This window comes from Trichocoleus sp. FACHB-46 (genome assembly GCF_014695385.1).
Classification (GTDB): Bacteria; Cyanobacteriota; Cyanobacteriia; order FACHB-46; family FACHB-46; genus Trichocoleus.
In genome coordinates, this window is record NZ_JACJOD010000034.1 from 106,545 (window position 1) to 122,436 (window position 15,892).

The window sequence follows — 15,892 nt, forward strand, 5'->3', positions numbered from 1 at the left end:
TTCAGCACAACTTGGGCAACCTTATTGATACGAAAGCATTGCCTTTTTTTAAGGAAAAATTATGCTTCCTGCAATTAGTTCTGCACTGCTATCGCGTTGAAGTTGAAGTCCTAAAAGAAGAATTAATAGCGTCGCTTGGCAGGGTCGGGGGCCAATTCTGGCTTCTCTAGAGCAGAATCACCCGTTTCTTTCACGAAAGCAGAAGCGTCTTTGAACTGCTCGCCAATTCTTTCCATAATCTTTTCGCCCGGATCACTGCGATCGATCACAGGTTGGCGCTCTTTAGGAAACTGTTTGACTTGCGCTTGCAGTTCTTTTTGTGCTCTGGTGCCGATCGCGGGATTGTTAGTACTACCAGCATTAGCACTAGGGTAAAGTACATCGTCCGAATTGCTCTGGATATCACCGATATTGCTAGCAGCGATCAATTGAGGAGCAACGAGTTGTAGATCCGCCCGATTACCGCGAACCGCTTTAGCATCAGTAGAGGCTTTGTAGTTGGTATAGCCGTCTCCACCACCCTTGTGCGGGTTGTTGTTACCACCCATTTGCACAGGAGGATTTTGGGGACGAGCGCCATTTACATCTCCACTGTTACAAGCAGTACTGATTACCAGTAGCACGCCTGCTATAAAGACAGTTAAAATTTGACGTATTCGTACTTTTTCGAGAAAAGCGATTAAATTCTTCACAGAAGACTCCTTATTAGCTCAGTGCATAAGGGCTCATGCTTAATTAAAAGTGGCCCTCTTACAGAGAAATGACAGCTCAAAATTCCTACGGGCTGTTGCTGTAGGATCATCACAGGGGCAGTAGGAGTTGAGCTAGAAACTTTTTCACTGATACCTGTTCAGCTTACGCAGAGGGTTCGATCGCATCCTCTAGCCGAGGTCACATTCTCCACATCCGATCTCAGCTATTTTTCTCTAACCCTAGAGAGAGCGATTAGGAAGCGAGCGCAATTCAACGTATTGATTAACACATTCGAGACCTGGCTCGCTGGGGTGAAGACTCGGCTACAGAAGGTTTTTATGCTGTTGTGACTGGTCCCAGTCACAAGCTGGTCACAGTAATAAGCATTGTGCAAACGGATCGGAGCAACTCTGAATCATGGCCTTTGACTACGATCTACTCGTCATCGGGGCGGGTTCTGGTGGCTTGGCAGCGGCTGAGCGGGCAACGACTTACGGAGCGCGAGTGGCGATCGCGGAATTAGCCGCAGTCGGAGGCACTTGCGTCAATCATGGCTGTGTTCCAGAAAGGCTACTGAACTACGCTGCTAGTTTTGCCGATGTTTGCTCGGATGCAGCGGGATATGGCTGGAACACCGCACCCGGTTCATTTAGTTGGGCCAAGTTTGTGCAAGCCAAAAACCAGCAAATTGAAAAGCTGCACCAAGTCCATCAGCGGCATCTTGACTCTGGCAAAATAGCTGTCATTCTAGGTCAAGCGGTCTTTGTAGATGCTCATACCTTGCAGGTGGGAGAGCAATCAGTGACAGCAGCCAAAATTTTGATCTCCGCGGGAGCTGAGTGGGATCAACTGCCCATCCCAGGCGCAGAACATTTGATAACTTCCCGTGAGCTGTTTAACTTACCTGAGTTGCCTCAACGCCTTGCGATCATTGGAGACAATTATATTGGGGTGAAATCGGCTAGCAGCTTGAACAGCTTGGGTTCCCAAGTTTTTCAAGTGATTTCATCCGACTCTATCTTGGCTGACTGTGACCATGAGCTAGCCAGTGCTGTGCAGGCAGGTCTAGCTCGACGCGGGGTCAGCTTCCGCTGTCACAGCCAGTTATTAAAAGTAGAGCGCGGTTCGGCAGGTTTGGAGCTAACGCTCTCCGATCGCGATGAGACTCTAACCGTTGATGTTGTGGTTGCAGCGACTCAGCGCCACCCCAAAACTCAAGGTTTGAAGCTAGAAAAAGCTGGAGTTCAGCTTACAGCTCAAGGCACGGTCGCGGTGGATGAATATAGCCGCACGACCCAACCCAATATTTTCGCGATCGGAGATTGTACCTCTCGCACTAGTCTCACACCTGTCGCGATCGCCTCCGGGCGAGCCATGGCAGATACGGAATTTGGCCCCCAACCCCATGCAGTCGATTACAACTTAATTCCGGTTTCAGTGGGTTTTCAGCCTGAAGCGGCCACGGTGGGTCTCAGCGAGGCTCAGGCACGTGCGCAATTCGGTGAAGCGGTGCAGTGCTACCGAAGCGAGATTCGGCCTCTCTCGCAAAAGTTAATTCCCCGCCATGAACCAGGGCTGCTGAAATTAGTGGTTGAAGCTCAATCGCAACGGGTGGTAGGAGCACATCTAATCGGTGAACATGCGACCGAAATTATTCAATGCCTAGCGATCGCCATGCGGCTCGGTGTCACGAAACCCCAACTCAATCAAACGATGGGTCTACATCCCTCGATCGCTGAAGAACTGATCAATTTATGATTTATCGGAAATCCCAGAGAAGGATGAGGGAAGAAATGCAAGAGATGAAGGTGACTAGGCAGGGGAGCAACGATTAAGATATGGCTGATTGCATTTAGCAGTATCTGGCGATCGCCCCTCTCCACCAAAGTCATACATCATGAAGCAAATTGGTGCCCGCCTCAAGCCTTATCTACGATGGGTTGTCCTGGGTGGCACCCTGATTTTTTTAGCAAAAGCGCTGAAAGATCATTGGGAGGACGTGGTTGCCATTCGCCTAGAAGCAACAGGTTGGCTTTATTTGGCGATCGCGCTGGGCGTGACGTTGATTGCCCATGTTTGGTCGGGTTGGGTTTGGGGTTGGATTTTGCAGGAACTCAACCAACCCGTCAGCGGCTTCTGGGCAGTAGCGGTCTACCTCAGAACCAACATTGCCAAATATCTTCCAGGCAACATCTGGCACTTTTATGGACGCACTCAAGCCGCTACCGCTGTAGGTATTTCGCTGGGTGCAGCCACTTTAAGCGTTTTACTAGAACCTCTATTAATGGCAGCGGCAGCCTTACTAATTGCTCTGGTCGGGAATCGCAGCGCTAGTTGGGGTTGGCAGATTGTCAGCTTATTCGTAGTGCTGGCGAGTGTTCACCCCAGAATTCTTAATCTCGGCATTCAATTGCTCAGCCGCTTGAAGGGTAAGGCGACTGATACTTCAAGCAATTCCTCCAACCTTCGCATCGCTCGCTACCCAATCCGACCTTTACTGGGAGAGATGGGTTTTGTGGGCATCCGAGGTGCTGGTTTCCTTCTGACTTTCCTCGCCATTAGTCCTTTGAATACTAGCCAAATTCCTCCCCTCTTCAGCGCCTTTGCTCTAGCTTGGCTGTTAGGGTTGGTCGTGCCCGGAGCCCCTGGAGGAATTGGGGTTTTTGAAGCCACGGCGATCGCTTTATTAGGGCGGCAATTTTCTCCAGGTTTGCTTTTGAGCGTAGTTGCCTTGTATCGCCTGATTAGCATTCTGGCTGAGTCTATTGGCGCTGGGCTTGCTTGGTTCAGCACTCCTCGGAAATAAAAACAATCCATATTCCGACTAAGCTCAATTCAAGGCTGCGCTCTACTTTCCATCTTGCAAATCGAGTTTATTGCTTTCGATTTCCGATGCTTCGGGCAGGAATTCAAGCTCAGCAGCTAGTTCTAAAGAGTTGTCACTCTTGAGTTGGGAGAAAATTTTGTAAGTGTCTAAATCGGTGTGAGATATTTCATAGGTATCTTGTTTTTTATGGTTCATTTTAATCAGGTTGTACTCAACATTCTCGGCATAAATAGCAAAAGTGATATTAAATACTTCCATGAAAGTAATCACCCACTGGCACTCTTCTTCCGAGAAACCCTCGTAGTAACGTACCAACTCAGCAATACAAGCTTCTAGGTGAGTCCGAGCGTGACTACAAATCAAAATCAACTTTAGTAAAACAATAACTAATGTGAGAGGATTGCCCTGAGATAGTAATAAGGCAAATAGGGGAGAGGGTTCTCCTTTTTGTTCAATTGTCAAATACTCAATGACTCGATTACAGGTTCTGAGCAAAAGCGCGCTGCTTAAAACTTCATCGTGGTAGTTTTCATAAAGAGAATCAAACTTCTCAGATAACCTTTTTCGTAGCGTATCCACAAAGTCTTGATTCTCAACTGCAAAGGCTAAATATTCTTGTAAGCTAGCCTTAAATTCTTTATAAGTTGATTGTTGAGTTTGCTTGAGAAAGATGTTAGCCACATTGGCATAATTAAAAGGCCCTCGTCTGGCAACAATCGCCTTCGTCAAGCGGATTACTTCATCCCCTAAAGCGGTGGGGTTTTTGGGAGCTTTACTGCCTAAAGTAGATGACTGCGATCTAGCAATATACATCGCCAGATCAAACTTGAAGCGGTCTTTTAACTGCCTAGAAAGCGCTCTGGCTGCTTCTCGTTGCTCAATAGGATTTTTTAGGTCAACGAATTGAGGCACTAGGAGAAACGCGGTATACCTTTGTGTCCAGTGACCGTCCTGATCATCATACCGAGAGACAAATAACTTAAGCTCTTCAAAATCTTGGCTATTAACAAAGTTTAAAGTCCAGGTTCTCAACCGCTTTAAAGTTGGAGAAACTGTGTGTCGAGTAATTGATGGATCAGAAAAAACTTGAATTAAATCTTGAATTGCTTTGTGCTGCCGCTTCGTACCCCAGTTGTTAACCAGAATGTAGCAAGAGCGCTTTAGAGTATTTCTAAACTCTTCTTCGTTATTGGCAAAAACAATTTCGTATAAAGCAGGAACAACCGCAGAACTACTGGAATCGGCGTGATGAATGAAGAGACGCTGAAATTCTAAAAGAACATCTTCCGGGGGTCGCGCATTGACGATTTCCAGCAAAAAGTTGAACAAAACTTCCTGAGCTTGTTGCGTGCTGCGCTTGGATTTATGAAGCTTGCCAGAAGAGTCATTGTGGCGATCGCTTGTCAAAACGTCCCCAGTCATTATTACAGAACTCAAATACGATTCGAGGTGAAAGAATAGTTGCTAAGAGTGCACTATTGGCACCTTGTATAAGAAGATATCAGCTTACTCTAAAGTCTTTTGTTTGCCCATTATTTCCGCCAAAGTAGTGCAACCTGTAAGTTTGAGCCTAAAAAAGTGGCTCTTGAGTCGTAAGCAGTGAAGCCCTTATCAATCCAGTCTACCCGCTTCACTCTGGATGATGTGTTTTTTAGAACAGCCAGTTGTCAGTAGAGGTAAAGTTATTTAATTCATTAGCCATGATAGAGGAGAGCCTGCTGAAAGTAGTTCACCCCTTCGGACTAAGTGCAGTAGGTTCAGCCTGACTAACTTTAGGTGTAGCATTTAGGGCTTAAAGGATACCAACGAATGCCTGCAAGCCACCAGAATTACGGGCAGTTCAGCCCATTCTTCCAAGACGATCGCAACCTTACAATCCACCTGCAAAAAAGTGGAACACTTAAATTCGTAGTTCGGTGAAACTGCTGGGTTCGCTCTAGCAGTCGTAACTACTTGGCCGCGAACAACTTTGCTTTGATGGGGGTGGAGGGACTTGAACCCTCACGACCTTGCGGTCAACGGATTTTCATTCTCCTGTAGTTTTCACTACTACCCTCTATAAAAACTTAAGTTTCTACAGAGATGGGCTTTGAGAATTGGACCCTCCCTTTACCCTCGACTTAACGTTAGGGTAGCTCCCGTCGGGCCTCTGCACCTTCCGATTAGATTTGACAGATGAGAACAAGGTTAAGTTGCCACTCACTGCAATTTAATCGGCTTGGCTCAGGATTGCCATGTCTACCGTTATCACGGTTAGATTTAGGTTTCCCTGAGTTTGAGAGCATCCACTTATCAAATTTCTCTGATAAGGCTCAATTTTTTAAGTCCGTAGCGTCTGCCATTCCGCCACACCCCCGTTTGATGCGCCTTTAGCTCACTGAAAGTCAGTAAAGCACTGCTAAGTGTTGTGGATAGCATGTTCCACCTCAGCAGACCTGCAATTGTTTTTGCAGGGCACCTTGTTTATTGGACATCAAATGGGGAATTTATGCAAGATTTACGAGCAAAATTGCAGAAGTTTCTTCAATTACGGGTGGTTAGAGCGATCGCACCACTCATAACTCGTCGGACTAACTCGGACTAACACTGAGGCGATCGCCGAACCAGCTCAACAGTTCAGATCAGCCATGAGATCGACAGCAAACGTCAAATCCACGTAGGATAATGAAAAAGATTGCAAGCAGCTTTCGTTGAGCTGACACCGCTCAGTCAGGTAACTAGCTGAGACGACTAGCGAGACCCCTATTGTTTAGTAGCTTCCAACCTCTATGTTGAGTGCACTTTCTTCGGACTCCATCCTGACTTTGTCTTTGTACGCAGCTTTAGGCGGCGCTTACTTGGTTGTTGCCCCGTTAGCTTTGTTCTTTTACCTGCAAAAACGCTGGCATGTCGCAAGCTCTTTTGAGCGGGCTTTTATGTACTTTCTAGTTTTCTTCTTCTTTCCTGGCCTTTTGGTTTTAGCGCCGTTCCTCAACTTTCGGCCCCAGAAGCGGCAGATTGAAGCATAAATGGGTTTTTATTGGCAGGCATAGATGCGGCGCATTGACGTTCTTGGGATTGGTCTAGCCATTTTTGTGGCGGGTGGCCTGGTGTACTTGTTACTACAGTTCATCGGGCTAGATAGTGTAGAGGCAGGCATTTGGAGCCAAGCAGTGCTGGTGGCTGGACTGGTGGGTTGGTTGCTGACTTATCTGTCAAGAGCACTGACGCACAAGATGACGTTCAATCAGCAGGTCAAGGACTATCGAGAAGCAGTCTTGCAAAAGCGCTTGGAAGAACTGACTCCAGAAGAACTGGCGCAAATCCAGGCAGAGATTGAGCAAGAACAGCAATCCTCAGCTCAGGATTCAGCCCAAACGCAGATCTAAACCTTACACAGGCGCTGGGAAACTTACTGGCTGATCAAATTAGGTAACTTACCTAAAATCAGCTAGTTTTGATAGTTGGTTAACCTGTAAGCAGATTTATTCGGATGACTTCGGTTTCTCAGTGTTTTGAATCCCTCCGCGATCGCGGTCAATGTGCTCTGATCCCCTTCATCACAGCCGGAGACCCTGATTTAGCCACAACGGCGGAAGCGCTCCGGGTCTTAGACCGTAGTGGGGCCGACTTAATTGAGTTGGGTGTGCCCTACTCTGATCCTCTGGCGGATGGTCCTGTCATCCAAGCGGCTGCGACTCGCGCCTTACAGCGGGGCACTCGGCTAGAGGCAGTCTTGGAAATGGTGCGACAAGTCAGCCCAGAATTGCGATCGCCAATCGTTTTGTTTACTTATTACAACCCGATCCTGAACCAAGGGATCGAGAACTTCCTCAAGCAGATTGCGGATGCTGGGGTCAAAGGCTTAGTGGTGCCAGATTTACCGTTAGAAGAATCGGAGACACTGATTCAAACAGCAGCCAATTTAGGGGTTGAGGTGGTGTTGTTGGTGGCTCCCACTAGCCCTAGAGAGCGGATTGAGGCGATCGCGCGACAAGCGCAAGGCTTTATTTATCTGGTGAGCGTCACAGGTGTGACCGGAATCCGCACCGAACTGGAGTCTCGCGCTCAAGACATCTTGATGGATTTGCGCACCATTACCGACAAACCGATTGGCGTGGGGTTTGGGATTTCCCAGCCAGAACATGCGCGGCAAGTCATGGATTGGGGCGCAGATGCAGTAATTGTCGGCAGCGCCTTCGTCAAGCGTTTAGCCGATGGCACGCCCGCTCAAGGTTTGCGAGCCATTGAGGAATTTTGTCGAAGCTTAAAGATAGTCATTAGTTCTGATTAGAGAAGTAATAACTTCAGAACCCTTAATTTGGCGAGCGGTTTGAGGTAAGTGTGACCTCAGAGAGGCGCTAGCTTGCACCTACTGTGATCTTGCGGTAGGTTGAGGAGATTTGTAGCGATCGCCTTCCCGCCATCAGGGACTCTGCTAGGGAAATCACTTCAACATCTACGAGTTAGAACAAATCGAATGAAAGGGTTGATACCGCTGTGGCAACACAGGCATTGGCTTTTGACCATGCTTCTACCCGGAGTAGCGCTACTTCAGGTTCTACCAGGCGTGACTCAGGAAACGCTACAAATATCTAACACAGGTTCTGTCATCTTCAGAGCACCCAATAGCGACACGCCTAGAACGGTGCCGTCCAATCCCACGACGTTCACCGCTGTAACGGATGTCGCAGATTTGGAAGTAGTGAAAACAGGCGATCGCTCTGCCGCCGAACCCGGAGATACTGTCACCTACCGATTGCTAGTTCGCAATACAGGTACAGCCGCTGTTAACAATTTAGTTGTGCAAGACGTGTTGCCATTGGGTATGCAATTCGTAGGTAAGTCTCTGCAAGGCACAGTGGGCAGCGGCACAACTTCGACCCCAGTCGCTCTGCCAGAACCAACTACTAACAATCGCACCATCGCGATCGCCGTTCCCAATGGTCTCGCGCCCCAGCAAACTCTTAACCTCACCTACTCAGTGGTCTTGACCCCTGACGCAATTCGGGGCAGTGGTCGCAACCTAGCTTCCGCGATCGGCAACACGGGTACCCGTGAGATCCGGAGCAACACTGCCAGTTTCCTGGTCAGGATTCGCCCTGGTATCCTGTCCGATTGCGGCACGATTCTGGGACGAGTCTTCGTGGACAAAAACTTTGACGGCGAACAGCAACCTGGAGAACCGGGAGTTCCCAATGCGGTCGTCTTTATGGATGATGGCAATCGTATTGTCACCGACCCAAATGGCTTATTTTCAGTAGCTAATGTGATCGCTGGCAACCGCACCGGAGCCATTGATTTGAGCAGCTTACCAGGCTATACGCTCGCGCCCAATCTTTACCGAATTGAGGCCAATAGCCAATCTCGGCTGGTTCGCTTGTCACCCGGTGGCTTAGCTCGCATGAATTTTGCAGTCACTCCAGCCTTTGGCGAACAATCCACTCGGTAGCCAAGTTTTGCCTAAATCTTTCGCAGCCCAGTTGCGGAGCAAACCCTTACAAGGTTTGACAGCAGTACACAGAGACTGATAGTCTATTGCCCTTGCTGCATCTCTCAGTGGATGTACTGGAACAGGAGCGCTGTCTTAGCTAGACTGCTTAACTGTTTTTGCTGATTGCCATCGGGTGTTCCTTCATTTCATGCTCGGCTCTGGGTTTTAGGAGCAGCATTTTTAGCGATTCGCTCTACTATTGGCGGACCAAATATATGAGAGGGACAGCTCTTTCGAGCAAGGCGATCATTCGTCTAAGTTTATTGACCACTGCTGTAGGAGCGCTGGGCATTACGGCTCCTGTGCACGGCACTGAGGTGCTTCAGCCCTCAATACAATCTCAATCCTTACAGCTACCAGAGCCTCCAGGGCAGCCTGCTGGAGTTTCATTTATCTCTACAGACTCGATCCAGTTTGATCCGGACAAAACTGGTTTTGCGATCGCGAATTCTTCTGAACTAGCAGAGTTTCAAAGCGAACCTAGCTCAAACATCGGTGACGCTAAGCCCTCAACTTTGATTGCTCCTGTACCTAGCGGGGAGTTGCCGCCACTCACCGCGCAGACGACTGAAAATTCCCCAGAATCTCAAAGTCCTGAGGCATCAGAAAACCCAGCTAGTAGTGGCCCAACGAGTCCAGCCAGCAGCTCCCCTGACGCTACGGTCCCCACTCTGCCAGCAGTTAGCTCTGACAAAACCAGCGCGATTCGCCTAGAAATCGCTTCGGTTGATGACCCTCGTGTGATTGCTGATGGTCGTTCTATCGTGACGCTGCAAGGTCGCCTCTTAAATGAGCAAGGCGAATTACTTCCGATCAACGCGATCGCCACGCTCACGGCTAGCGCAGGTCAGTTTGTCGGAGCCGATCAAGACCGCGATCGCCCTGGTTTTCAGGTTGTGGTGCAGCAAGGGCAGTTCACCGCTCAACTGCAATCAACGCTAGAAGCCCAGAAAGTAAGAGTTCGAGCGGCTGTAGACCTAAAAGACGAGTCGGAGCGATCGCCAGAGACCGAAGCTTTACTGCAACCGACTGGAGGACTTGTCACTTCTACTTGGCAACCAGAAGAACTCGAAGCCTATACCCAGGTTGAGTTCATTACGAACCTACGTCCCTCCTTGGTCACGGGTTCGGTCAATCTGCGAATTGGGCCAGGGGGCACCGACTTTTATGACAGTTTTCGCGACTTTTTAGACCCAGAACTGCTGGATGATGACACTCGCGTTGATGTGAATGCGGCGGTGTTTGGCATTGGTGCAGTCGGGGAGTGGTTGTTTACTGGAGCCTATAACAGCCAGCGATCGCTGAACGAAACTTGCGATGGCACTAATCGACTCTTCCGAGATATCCAGTTTTGTGAGCAGAACTATCCAGTTTACGGCGACAGTTCTACCTCGACTTATCTCACGCCTTCTACCGATAGTGTGTATCTCCGCTTTGAGCGCACGTCTCCCGTGGCAGGAGCAGAGCCAGACTACGGCATGTGGGGCGATTACAACACCCTAGAGTTTGCTCGAACTTCGCAGTTGTTCACGGCGACGAATCGGCAGTTACATGGCTTTAAGGGCAACTACAACCTGGGCAATCTGCAAGCCACGCTGTTGTATGGCAACAACATCCAAGGGTTTCAGCGAGATACTTTGGTGCCAGATGGGACCAGTGGTTACTACTTCTTGTCTCGGCGCTTAGTCATCCCTGGCAGCGAAAACGTTTTTCTCGAAACCGAAGAAATTAATCGTCCGGGCACCGTCCTAGAACGCAAATCTCTAAATCGCGGCCCTGATTACGAAATTGACTACGATCGCGGCTCTTTGATATTCCGTCGTCCGATTCTGGCGGTGGAGCTGAACCCTCTAGGCCAAAGCTTAGTTCGTCGCATTGTCGTCACCTACCAGCACGAAACCGCTGGCGACGGCGATACCAATCTCTACGCCGGACGACTCCAGTACAACTTCTCACGAGAGTTCGATCGCGAAAGTTGGACAGGGTTTAGCTATCTACGCGAAGACCAAGGGGCACAAGACTTTGAACTGTACGGCCTGGATTTCTTCTTTCCCCTCGGCACTGATGGGCAACTGGTGGGTGAGGTGGCGCGCTCTAATTATGACTCGCTATTTCGCGGCAACCTCACAGGATCGGCCTATCGCCTAGAACTTTCCGGCAAGATCACCTCCGCGATCGCAGGCCAAGCTTACTATCGCTCGGTGGATGAAGGCTTCAATAACAACGCCACGGTGAGTTTCACGCCGGGACAAACCCGCTACGGTGCGGCATTAGCCACAGCCCTGAGCGACACCACAAAGCTCAGCTTCTTGTTCGATCGCGAAACCAACTACGGGATTGCGCCACTGGTACGCACCACCATTCCAGATTTGTTTAACCCTGCACCTGAGCCGATTCCAGGGAGCGCGGTCAACAATACCTTAACTACCTTCAGTGCAGGCATTCAGCAAAAGCTCGGCTCCGCAGATGTAAGCCTGGAATGGCTGAACCGCGATCGCGAAGACCGAGCTACCCCCGAACTCTTTGAGGGTGACGCTAGCCAACTGGTCTCTCGCTTCGGTCTGCCCTTAACGGAAAGCTTAACTTTCAAAGCCCAAAATGAACTGAATCTAGGCGACATTGACCCCCTTTATCCCGATCGCACCACCTTCGGCTTAGATTGGGCGGCTTATCCGGGTGTGACAGTTCGCTTAGCGCATCAATTCTCCTCCGGTGGCTTGTTGGGAGACACTTCCATTACCAGTCTCGATACGATTCTGGAGCATTACTTCTCAGAAAACACCAGCATCACTGGACGCTATTCGGTTTTAAGCGGCTTCAATGGTTTTACTGGACAAGGGGCAGTTGGATTGAATCACCGCTGGGCGATCGCTCCTGGCTTGCGTCTGAACTTGAGCTATGAGCATATCTTTAGCAACTTATTTGGACGTACTGCCGCCGGAGAACGCTTTGCCCAACCCTTTGCTACAGGGCAAGGGGCTGCGGCATTAGGGTTGCTCTCTGGCGATAGTTATGGTGTAGGTCTGGAATACACCGACAACCCCAATCTCAAAGCCAGCGCCCGCTTTGAGCATCGCACCTCGTCAGCGGGAAGCAATACGGTGATTTCCGCCGCTGCCGCTGGGAAAGTTTCCCCTGCCCTTACGGCATTAGCGCGTTACCAACAAGCCAGCGCTTCCAACCAACTTTTAGCAGTTTTGGGAGATACAGCCAATCTCAAGCTGGGTCTGGCCTACCGCGATCCTCGAAGCGATCGCTTTAATGCTCTGCTGCGCTATGAGTACCGCCTTAACCCTGCTACTTCCCCAGAAACCTTTCTGTTTGGGCGACGCGATGATGACGCCACTGATCACTTATTTGCCGCAGAAGCCATTTACGCTCCCGATTGGCGCTGGGAGTTCTACGGTAAGTACGCGCTACGAAACAGCACCTCCTACCGCGCCCAAGACTTATCCAACACCAACACCATTTCTTTGGCGCAATTACGCACCACTTACCGCTTGGGCTATCGCATGGATGTAGTTGGAGAAGTCCGTTGGCTCACTCAGCCTGCCACCGACTACAGCGAACTGGGTTGGGTGGTGGAAGCGGGCTACTATCTCACCCCAAATCTACGACTGGCCGCTGGGTATAGTTTCGGTGATATAGATGATCGCGACTTCAACGGCGCTCGTTCTCGCGGTGGCCTGTACTTGGGCTTAAACCTAAAACTAAATGAACTGTTTGATGGCTTTGGTCTGCAAAAAACTACTCCCCGTCAGCAGCAGGAATCCCAAGTGAACCCGACGGCCTTGGCTCCCGTTGCGCCCATGCCAAACACCAACCCATAGCACCGCTAGCAACCAGTCAGAGGAGTGAATTAATTTAGCTATGTCTGCCGTACCCGCACTGCGTCGCCTAACTCGCGTAGCCCTCGTCATTCCCTTCGTTGTAGCTAGCCTCGAACCCTTTACAGAAAAAGCTTCCGCCCAAGCAACTTCCCTTGGATCCAAATGTCCAGCCGGTACCATTCTGAGTTCTGACAACTTAGTTTTTAATGGTAACTACAACATCCTAGGCGGGGGCTCTGAGCCAAACATTAACCCCGCCGCAGGCTTTAGGAGTGATTTGCCCTATCGAGGCGATGCGGTTTATCCCGACGACCGAGGAGTGAATGGTCCTTTGGGACCAAGGGGGCCCCTAGGCGGCATCTCCATTCAGACTGGGCCAGTTATCTATGCCAATGGCGTTGTAGTCAGTAGGCAAGCAACTCCGGTTTTTCCAGGCGACCCTGAGAATGGTGCACCACCATCCAACACATTTCTTTATTCCAATCCCAACGAAGATTTACAGGGAAACCGTATCGAACGTACACCGGGACGGGGACAATTCATAAATCCGACTATTTGGCAGCAAACAGTAACGGTTACTCCCAACACGACCTATAACTTTATTGCCTACTTTGATAATCTACTGAGCGCTACCGCTAACGCCGAAGCAGCTAATCCACAAATTCAATTACAGATTAAACGGGGGATCACTGCCTCTGACCTGGGTCCGCAAATTTCTGTGCCTCGCAGCGTGCCCAATGGGTTAGGGGGTGAATGGCTACCTGTGCAATTCTCGTTTACGACGCTGCCGACGGATACCAGCATCACTTTGGCGATCGTCGATCGTGCCAATACCGTGAATGGGGATGATTTCGGTCATACCGCGATCGGGCTGCGACAGTGCCTTCCGAACATCGGCATAGCCAAAGCAGCGGGCACAGCGGTTAGCAATCCCGATGGCACTTTTACCGTGCCCTACAGCCTCACCGTCCGTAACTATGGAACCGATGCTATCACCAATTTGCAAGTTACAGACGACCTAGCTACAACTTTTGCCAACGCGGCTGGCTTTGTCGTTTCTGGAGCCCAAAGCCCAACATTAAGCGTCAACCCCAACTTTAATGGCAGTAGCGATCGCAATATCCTCGCGCCTGGCAATACGCTAGCCGCAACCGGGCAACCAGGTGACACCGCTACCATTACCTTCAACGTCACCATTACGCCCGGAGCGGGTCCCCAAGGATTGGGTCCTTTCAACAACAGCGCGATCGCCACTGGGAATGCAGGCAACACCACTGTGCAAGATACGTCTGATGCAGGCACCAACCCTGACCCGAATGGCAATGGTATCCCAAATGAGCCCGGAGAAAATGACCCAACTCCAGTGACTCTTGTTGCCGCACCAAAGCTTGGCGTTGCTAAGCAAGCAGGGACAGTAGTTGACAATGGCAATGGGGTTTTCACCGTTCCCTATACCGTCACAGTCAGTAACCTGGGCAATGTACCAATCAATAGCCTGCAATTAGCCGAGAACCTGACGGAAACATTTGGACCTCCTAGCACTTTCACGGTTGCCGCTGCCCCAACGAGTTCTACCTTGGCAGTCAACCCTGCTTTTAACGGCAACAGTGACTCCAATCTCTTAGCTGCCAATCAAACTTTGGCAGTTGGGCAGAGTGCTACCGTGACTTTTAGTGTTCAGGTTACAGCGAATGGTCAGCTAGGTCCTTTCAACAACACAGTTGTAGGCACCGGTACTGGGCCAGGAGGGATACCAGCTCAAGATGAATCCACCAATGGCACAAATCCTGACCCCAATAGTGATACCATCCCCGAGGAAAGACAACCAACTGTGGTTAGCCTTGGCGAAACTCCCAAGCTTGGTGTTGCGAAACAAGCAGGCGCAGTGGTTAACAGCGGTAACGGCGTGTTTACTGTGCCTTACACCGTCACCGTCAGCAACCTGGGCAATGTCCCCATCAATAATCTGCAACTCGTCGAAAACCTCACCAGCACGTTTGGGCCTCCCACTACCTTCACCATTGCTGCGGCTCCCACCAGCCCCACTCTAGCGGTTAACTCTGCTTTTAACGGCAACAGTGACTCCAATCTTTTAGCGGGCACTACTAATTTAGCGGTGGGACAAACTGCCACGGTTACCTTTAGCGTTCAGGTGACAACGAATGGTCAGCCTGGCCCCTTTAGCAATACGGTCACAGGTAGTGGTACTAGCCCAGGAGGAACGCTAATCACGGATGAATCGACCAATGGTACCAACCCTGACCCCAACGGCGATACTAATCCCGATGAAGACCAACCGACTCCCGTTCAGCCAGAACCACTTCCTGTAGGAGAGCCCCAACTGCGCTTACTCAAACGAATTACAGCCGTAGAACAAGGAGGCAGAACTCAAACGTTCGATCGCTTTGTGGATGATCCTGCTGATACCACCGATACGGCTCCTGGCTGGACTCAACTGTCTCCGGTTGGCGAGGTCAATCTACCAACTTCGCTGTCTTTACGTAGTGGAGATTCAGTTGAATATACGCTTTACTTCCTGTCTGATGGCACAGCTCCTGCAACCGCTGCCAGCCTCTGCGATCCCATTCCTACTAGAACCACCTTTGCCCGCGATCGCTTTGGTACAGGTAGTGGGTTACAGCTGAACCGAGCCAGCGCCGAGAAATCGCTGACGAATAGTGCTGACACCGATGAGGGAAATTTCTTTACGCCTTTAGCGCCTTTACCCAATGGCAATGCTTGCCCGACTAATGCCCAGGCCAATGCCAACGGCTCTGTCATTGTCAACTTAGGAGAAATTTCTAATACTCCTGGCCAAAACTTTGGCTTTGTGCGCTTCCGCGTCAGGATTGATTAGGTTAGGTAGCGATCGCCCAACTAAAACATCTAATCCAAACGCTTGATGTATGTATTTCTTTACAGATTAAGTAAAGAATATAACAGCTTAAATGTAACCGTACGGTAACGACTGGGCATGATTAAAAGATGGTTAGTCCTCACTTCTGCACTCGCGAGATTGAGCTACACCAGCCTGAGCGTATTACTAACCTAAACAGCTTGTGGGACCAT

The 15,892-nt window shown here is 50.0% G+C and carries 10 protein-coding genes and 1 tRNA gene; 8 read left to right on the forward strand and 3 right to left on the reverse strand.

Annotation, left to right across the window (positions count from 1 at the left end; all coding sequences use genetic code 11):
* Positions 1 to 122 precede the first annotated feature (122 nt).
* A complete protein-coding gene (locus H6F72_RS22345; RefSeq protein ID WP_190441017.1) occupies positions 123 to 692 on the reverse strand; it encodes a DUF6658 family protein in 570 nt (189 codons plus the stop codon).
* 418 nt (positions 693 to 1,110) lie between these two features.
* Between H6F72_RS22345 and gorA the strand changes: the two genes are divergently transcribed.
* Both gorA and H6F72_RS22355 read left to right on the forward strand, forming a co-directional pair.
* Complete coding sequence (gorA, locus tag H6F72_RS22350; protein ID WP_190441020.1) at positions 1,111 to 2,451, forward strand: glutathione-disulfide reductase; 1,341 nt, start codon at positions 1,111 to 1,113, stop codon at positions 2,449 to 2,451.
* Between the two features lie 88 nt (positions 2,452 to 2,539).
* On the forward strand, positions 2,540 to 3,499 hold the full coding sequence (locus H6F72_RS22355; protein ID WP_242017073.1) for a YbhN family protein: 960 nt from the start codon (positions 2,540 to 2,542) through the stop codon (positions 3,497 to 3,499).
* A gap of 42 nt (positions 3,500 to 3,541) precedes the next feature.
* Here the strand turns inward: H6F72_RS22355 and H6F72_RS22360 are convergent, their stop codons facing one another.
* Both H6F72_RS22360 and H6F72_RS22365 read right to left on the reverse strand, forming a co-directional pair.
* Positions 3,542 to 4,942 (reverse strand): hypothetical protein, encoded by a 1,401-nt coding sequence (locus tag H6F72_RS22360; protein ID WP_190441023.1) that lies wholly within the window; start codon positions 4,940 to 4,942, stop codon positions 3,542 to 3,544.
* A 556-nt stretch (positions 4,943 to 5,498) separates the two neighbouring features.
* Positions 5,499 to 5,577 (reverse strand) — tRNA-Phe (locus H6F72_RS22365).
* A 711-nt stretch (positions 5,578 to 6,288) separates the two neighbouring features.
* Here H6F72_RS22365 and ndhL point away from each other — a divergent pair.
* The 6 genes from ndhL to H6F72_RS22395 all read left to right on the forward strand — a co-directional run bounded on the left by ndhL (position 6,289) and on the right by H6F72_RS22395 (position 15,680).
* Complete coding sequence (gene ndhL / locus H6F72_RS22370) at positions 6,289 to 6,528, forward strand: NAD(P)H-quinone oxidoreductase subunit L (protein WP_190441027.1); 240 nt, start codon at positions 6,289 to 6,291, stop codon at positions 6,526 to 6,528.
* Between the two features lie 24 nt (positions 6,529 to 6,552).
* Complete coding sequence (locus H6F72_RS22375; RefSeq protein ID WP_190441030.1) at positions 6,553 to 6,888, forward strand: DUF3007 family protein; 336 nt, start codon at positions 6,553 to 6,555, stop codon at positions 6,886 to 6,888.
* 104 nt (positions 6,889 to 6,992) lie between these two features.
* Positions 6,993 to 7,793, forward strand: coding sequence for a tryptophan synthase subunit alpha (gene trpA, locus H6F72_RS22380; RefSeq protein WP_190441033.1), 801 nt, complete (start codon positions 6,993 to 6,995; stop codon positions 7,791 to 7,793).
* Between the two features lie 234 nt (positions 7,794 to 8,027).
* A complete protein-coding gene (locus tag H6F72_RS22385; protein WP_199299232.1) occupies positions 8,028 to 8,951 on the forward strand; it encodes a DUF11 domain-containing protein in 924 nt (307 codons plus the stop codon).
* 257 nt (positions 8,952 to 9,208) lie between these two features.
* A complete protein-coding gene (locus H6F72_RS22390) occupies positions 9,209 to 12,823 on the forward strand; it encodes a hypothetical protein (protein WP_190441042.1) in 3,615 nt (1,204 codons plus the stop codon).
* A gap of 40 nt (positions 12,824 to 12,863) precedes the next feature.
* The gene (locus H6F72_RS22395) at positions 12,864 to 15,680 is read left to right on the forward strand and encodes a hypothetical protein (RefSeq protein ID WP_190441047.1); all 2,817 of its coding nucleotides are present in this window, start codon (positions 12,864 to 12,866) and stop codon (positions 15,678 to 15,680) included.
* The last annotated feature ends 212 nt before the right edge of the window (positions 15,681 to 15,892 follow it).

Bases quoted from the DNA above. Each gene is read 5' to 3' on its own strand.
- gorA (WP_190441020.1), top strand. From the start codon at position 1,111: ATGGCCTTTGACTACGATCTACTCGTCATCGGGGCGGGTTCTGGTGGC.
- H6F72_RS22360 (WP_190441023.1), bottom strand. From the start codon at position 4,942: ATGACTGGGGACGTTTTGACAAGCGATCGCCACAATGACTCTTCTGGC.
- ndhL (WP_190441027.1), top strand. From the start codon at position 6,289: ATGTTGAGTGCACTTTCTTCGGACTCCATCCTGACTTTGTCTTTGTAC.
- H6F72_RS22375 (WP_190441030.1), top strand. From the start codon at position 6,553: ATGCGGCGCATTGACGTTCTTGGGATTGGTCTAGCCATTTTTGTGGCG.
- trpA (WP_190441033.1), top strand. From the start codon at position 6,993: ATGACTTCGGTTTCTCAGTGTTTTGAATCCCTCCGCGATCGCGGTCAA.
- H6F72_RS22385 (WP_199299232.1), top strand. From the start codon at position 8,028: ATGCTTCTACCCGGAGTAGCGCTACTTCAGGTTCTACCAGGCGTGACT.
- H6F72_RS22390 (WP_190441042.1), top strand. From the start codon at position 9,209: ATGAGAGGGACAGCTCTTTCGAGCAAGGCGATCATTCGTCTAAGTTTA.
- H6F72_RS22395 (WP_190441047.1), top strand. From the start codon at position 12,864: ATGTCTGCCGTACCCGCACTGCGTCGCCTAACTCGCGTAGCCCTCGTC.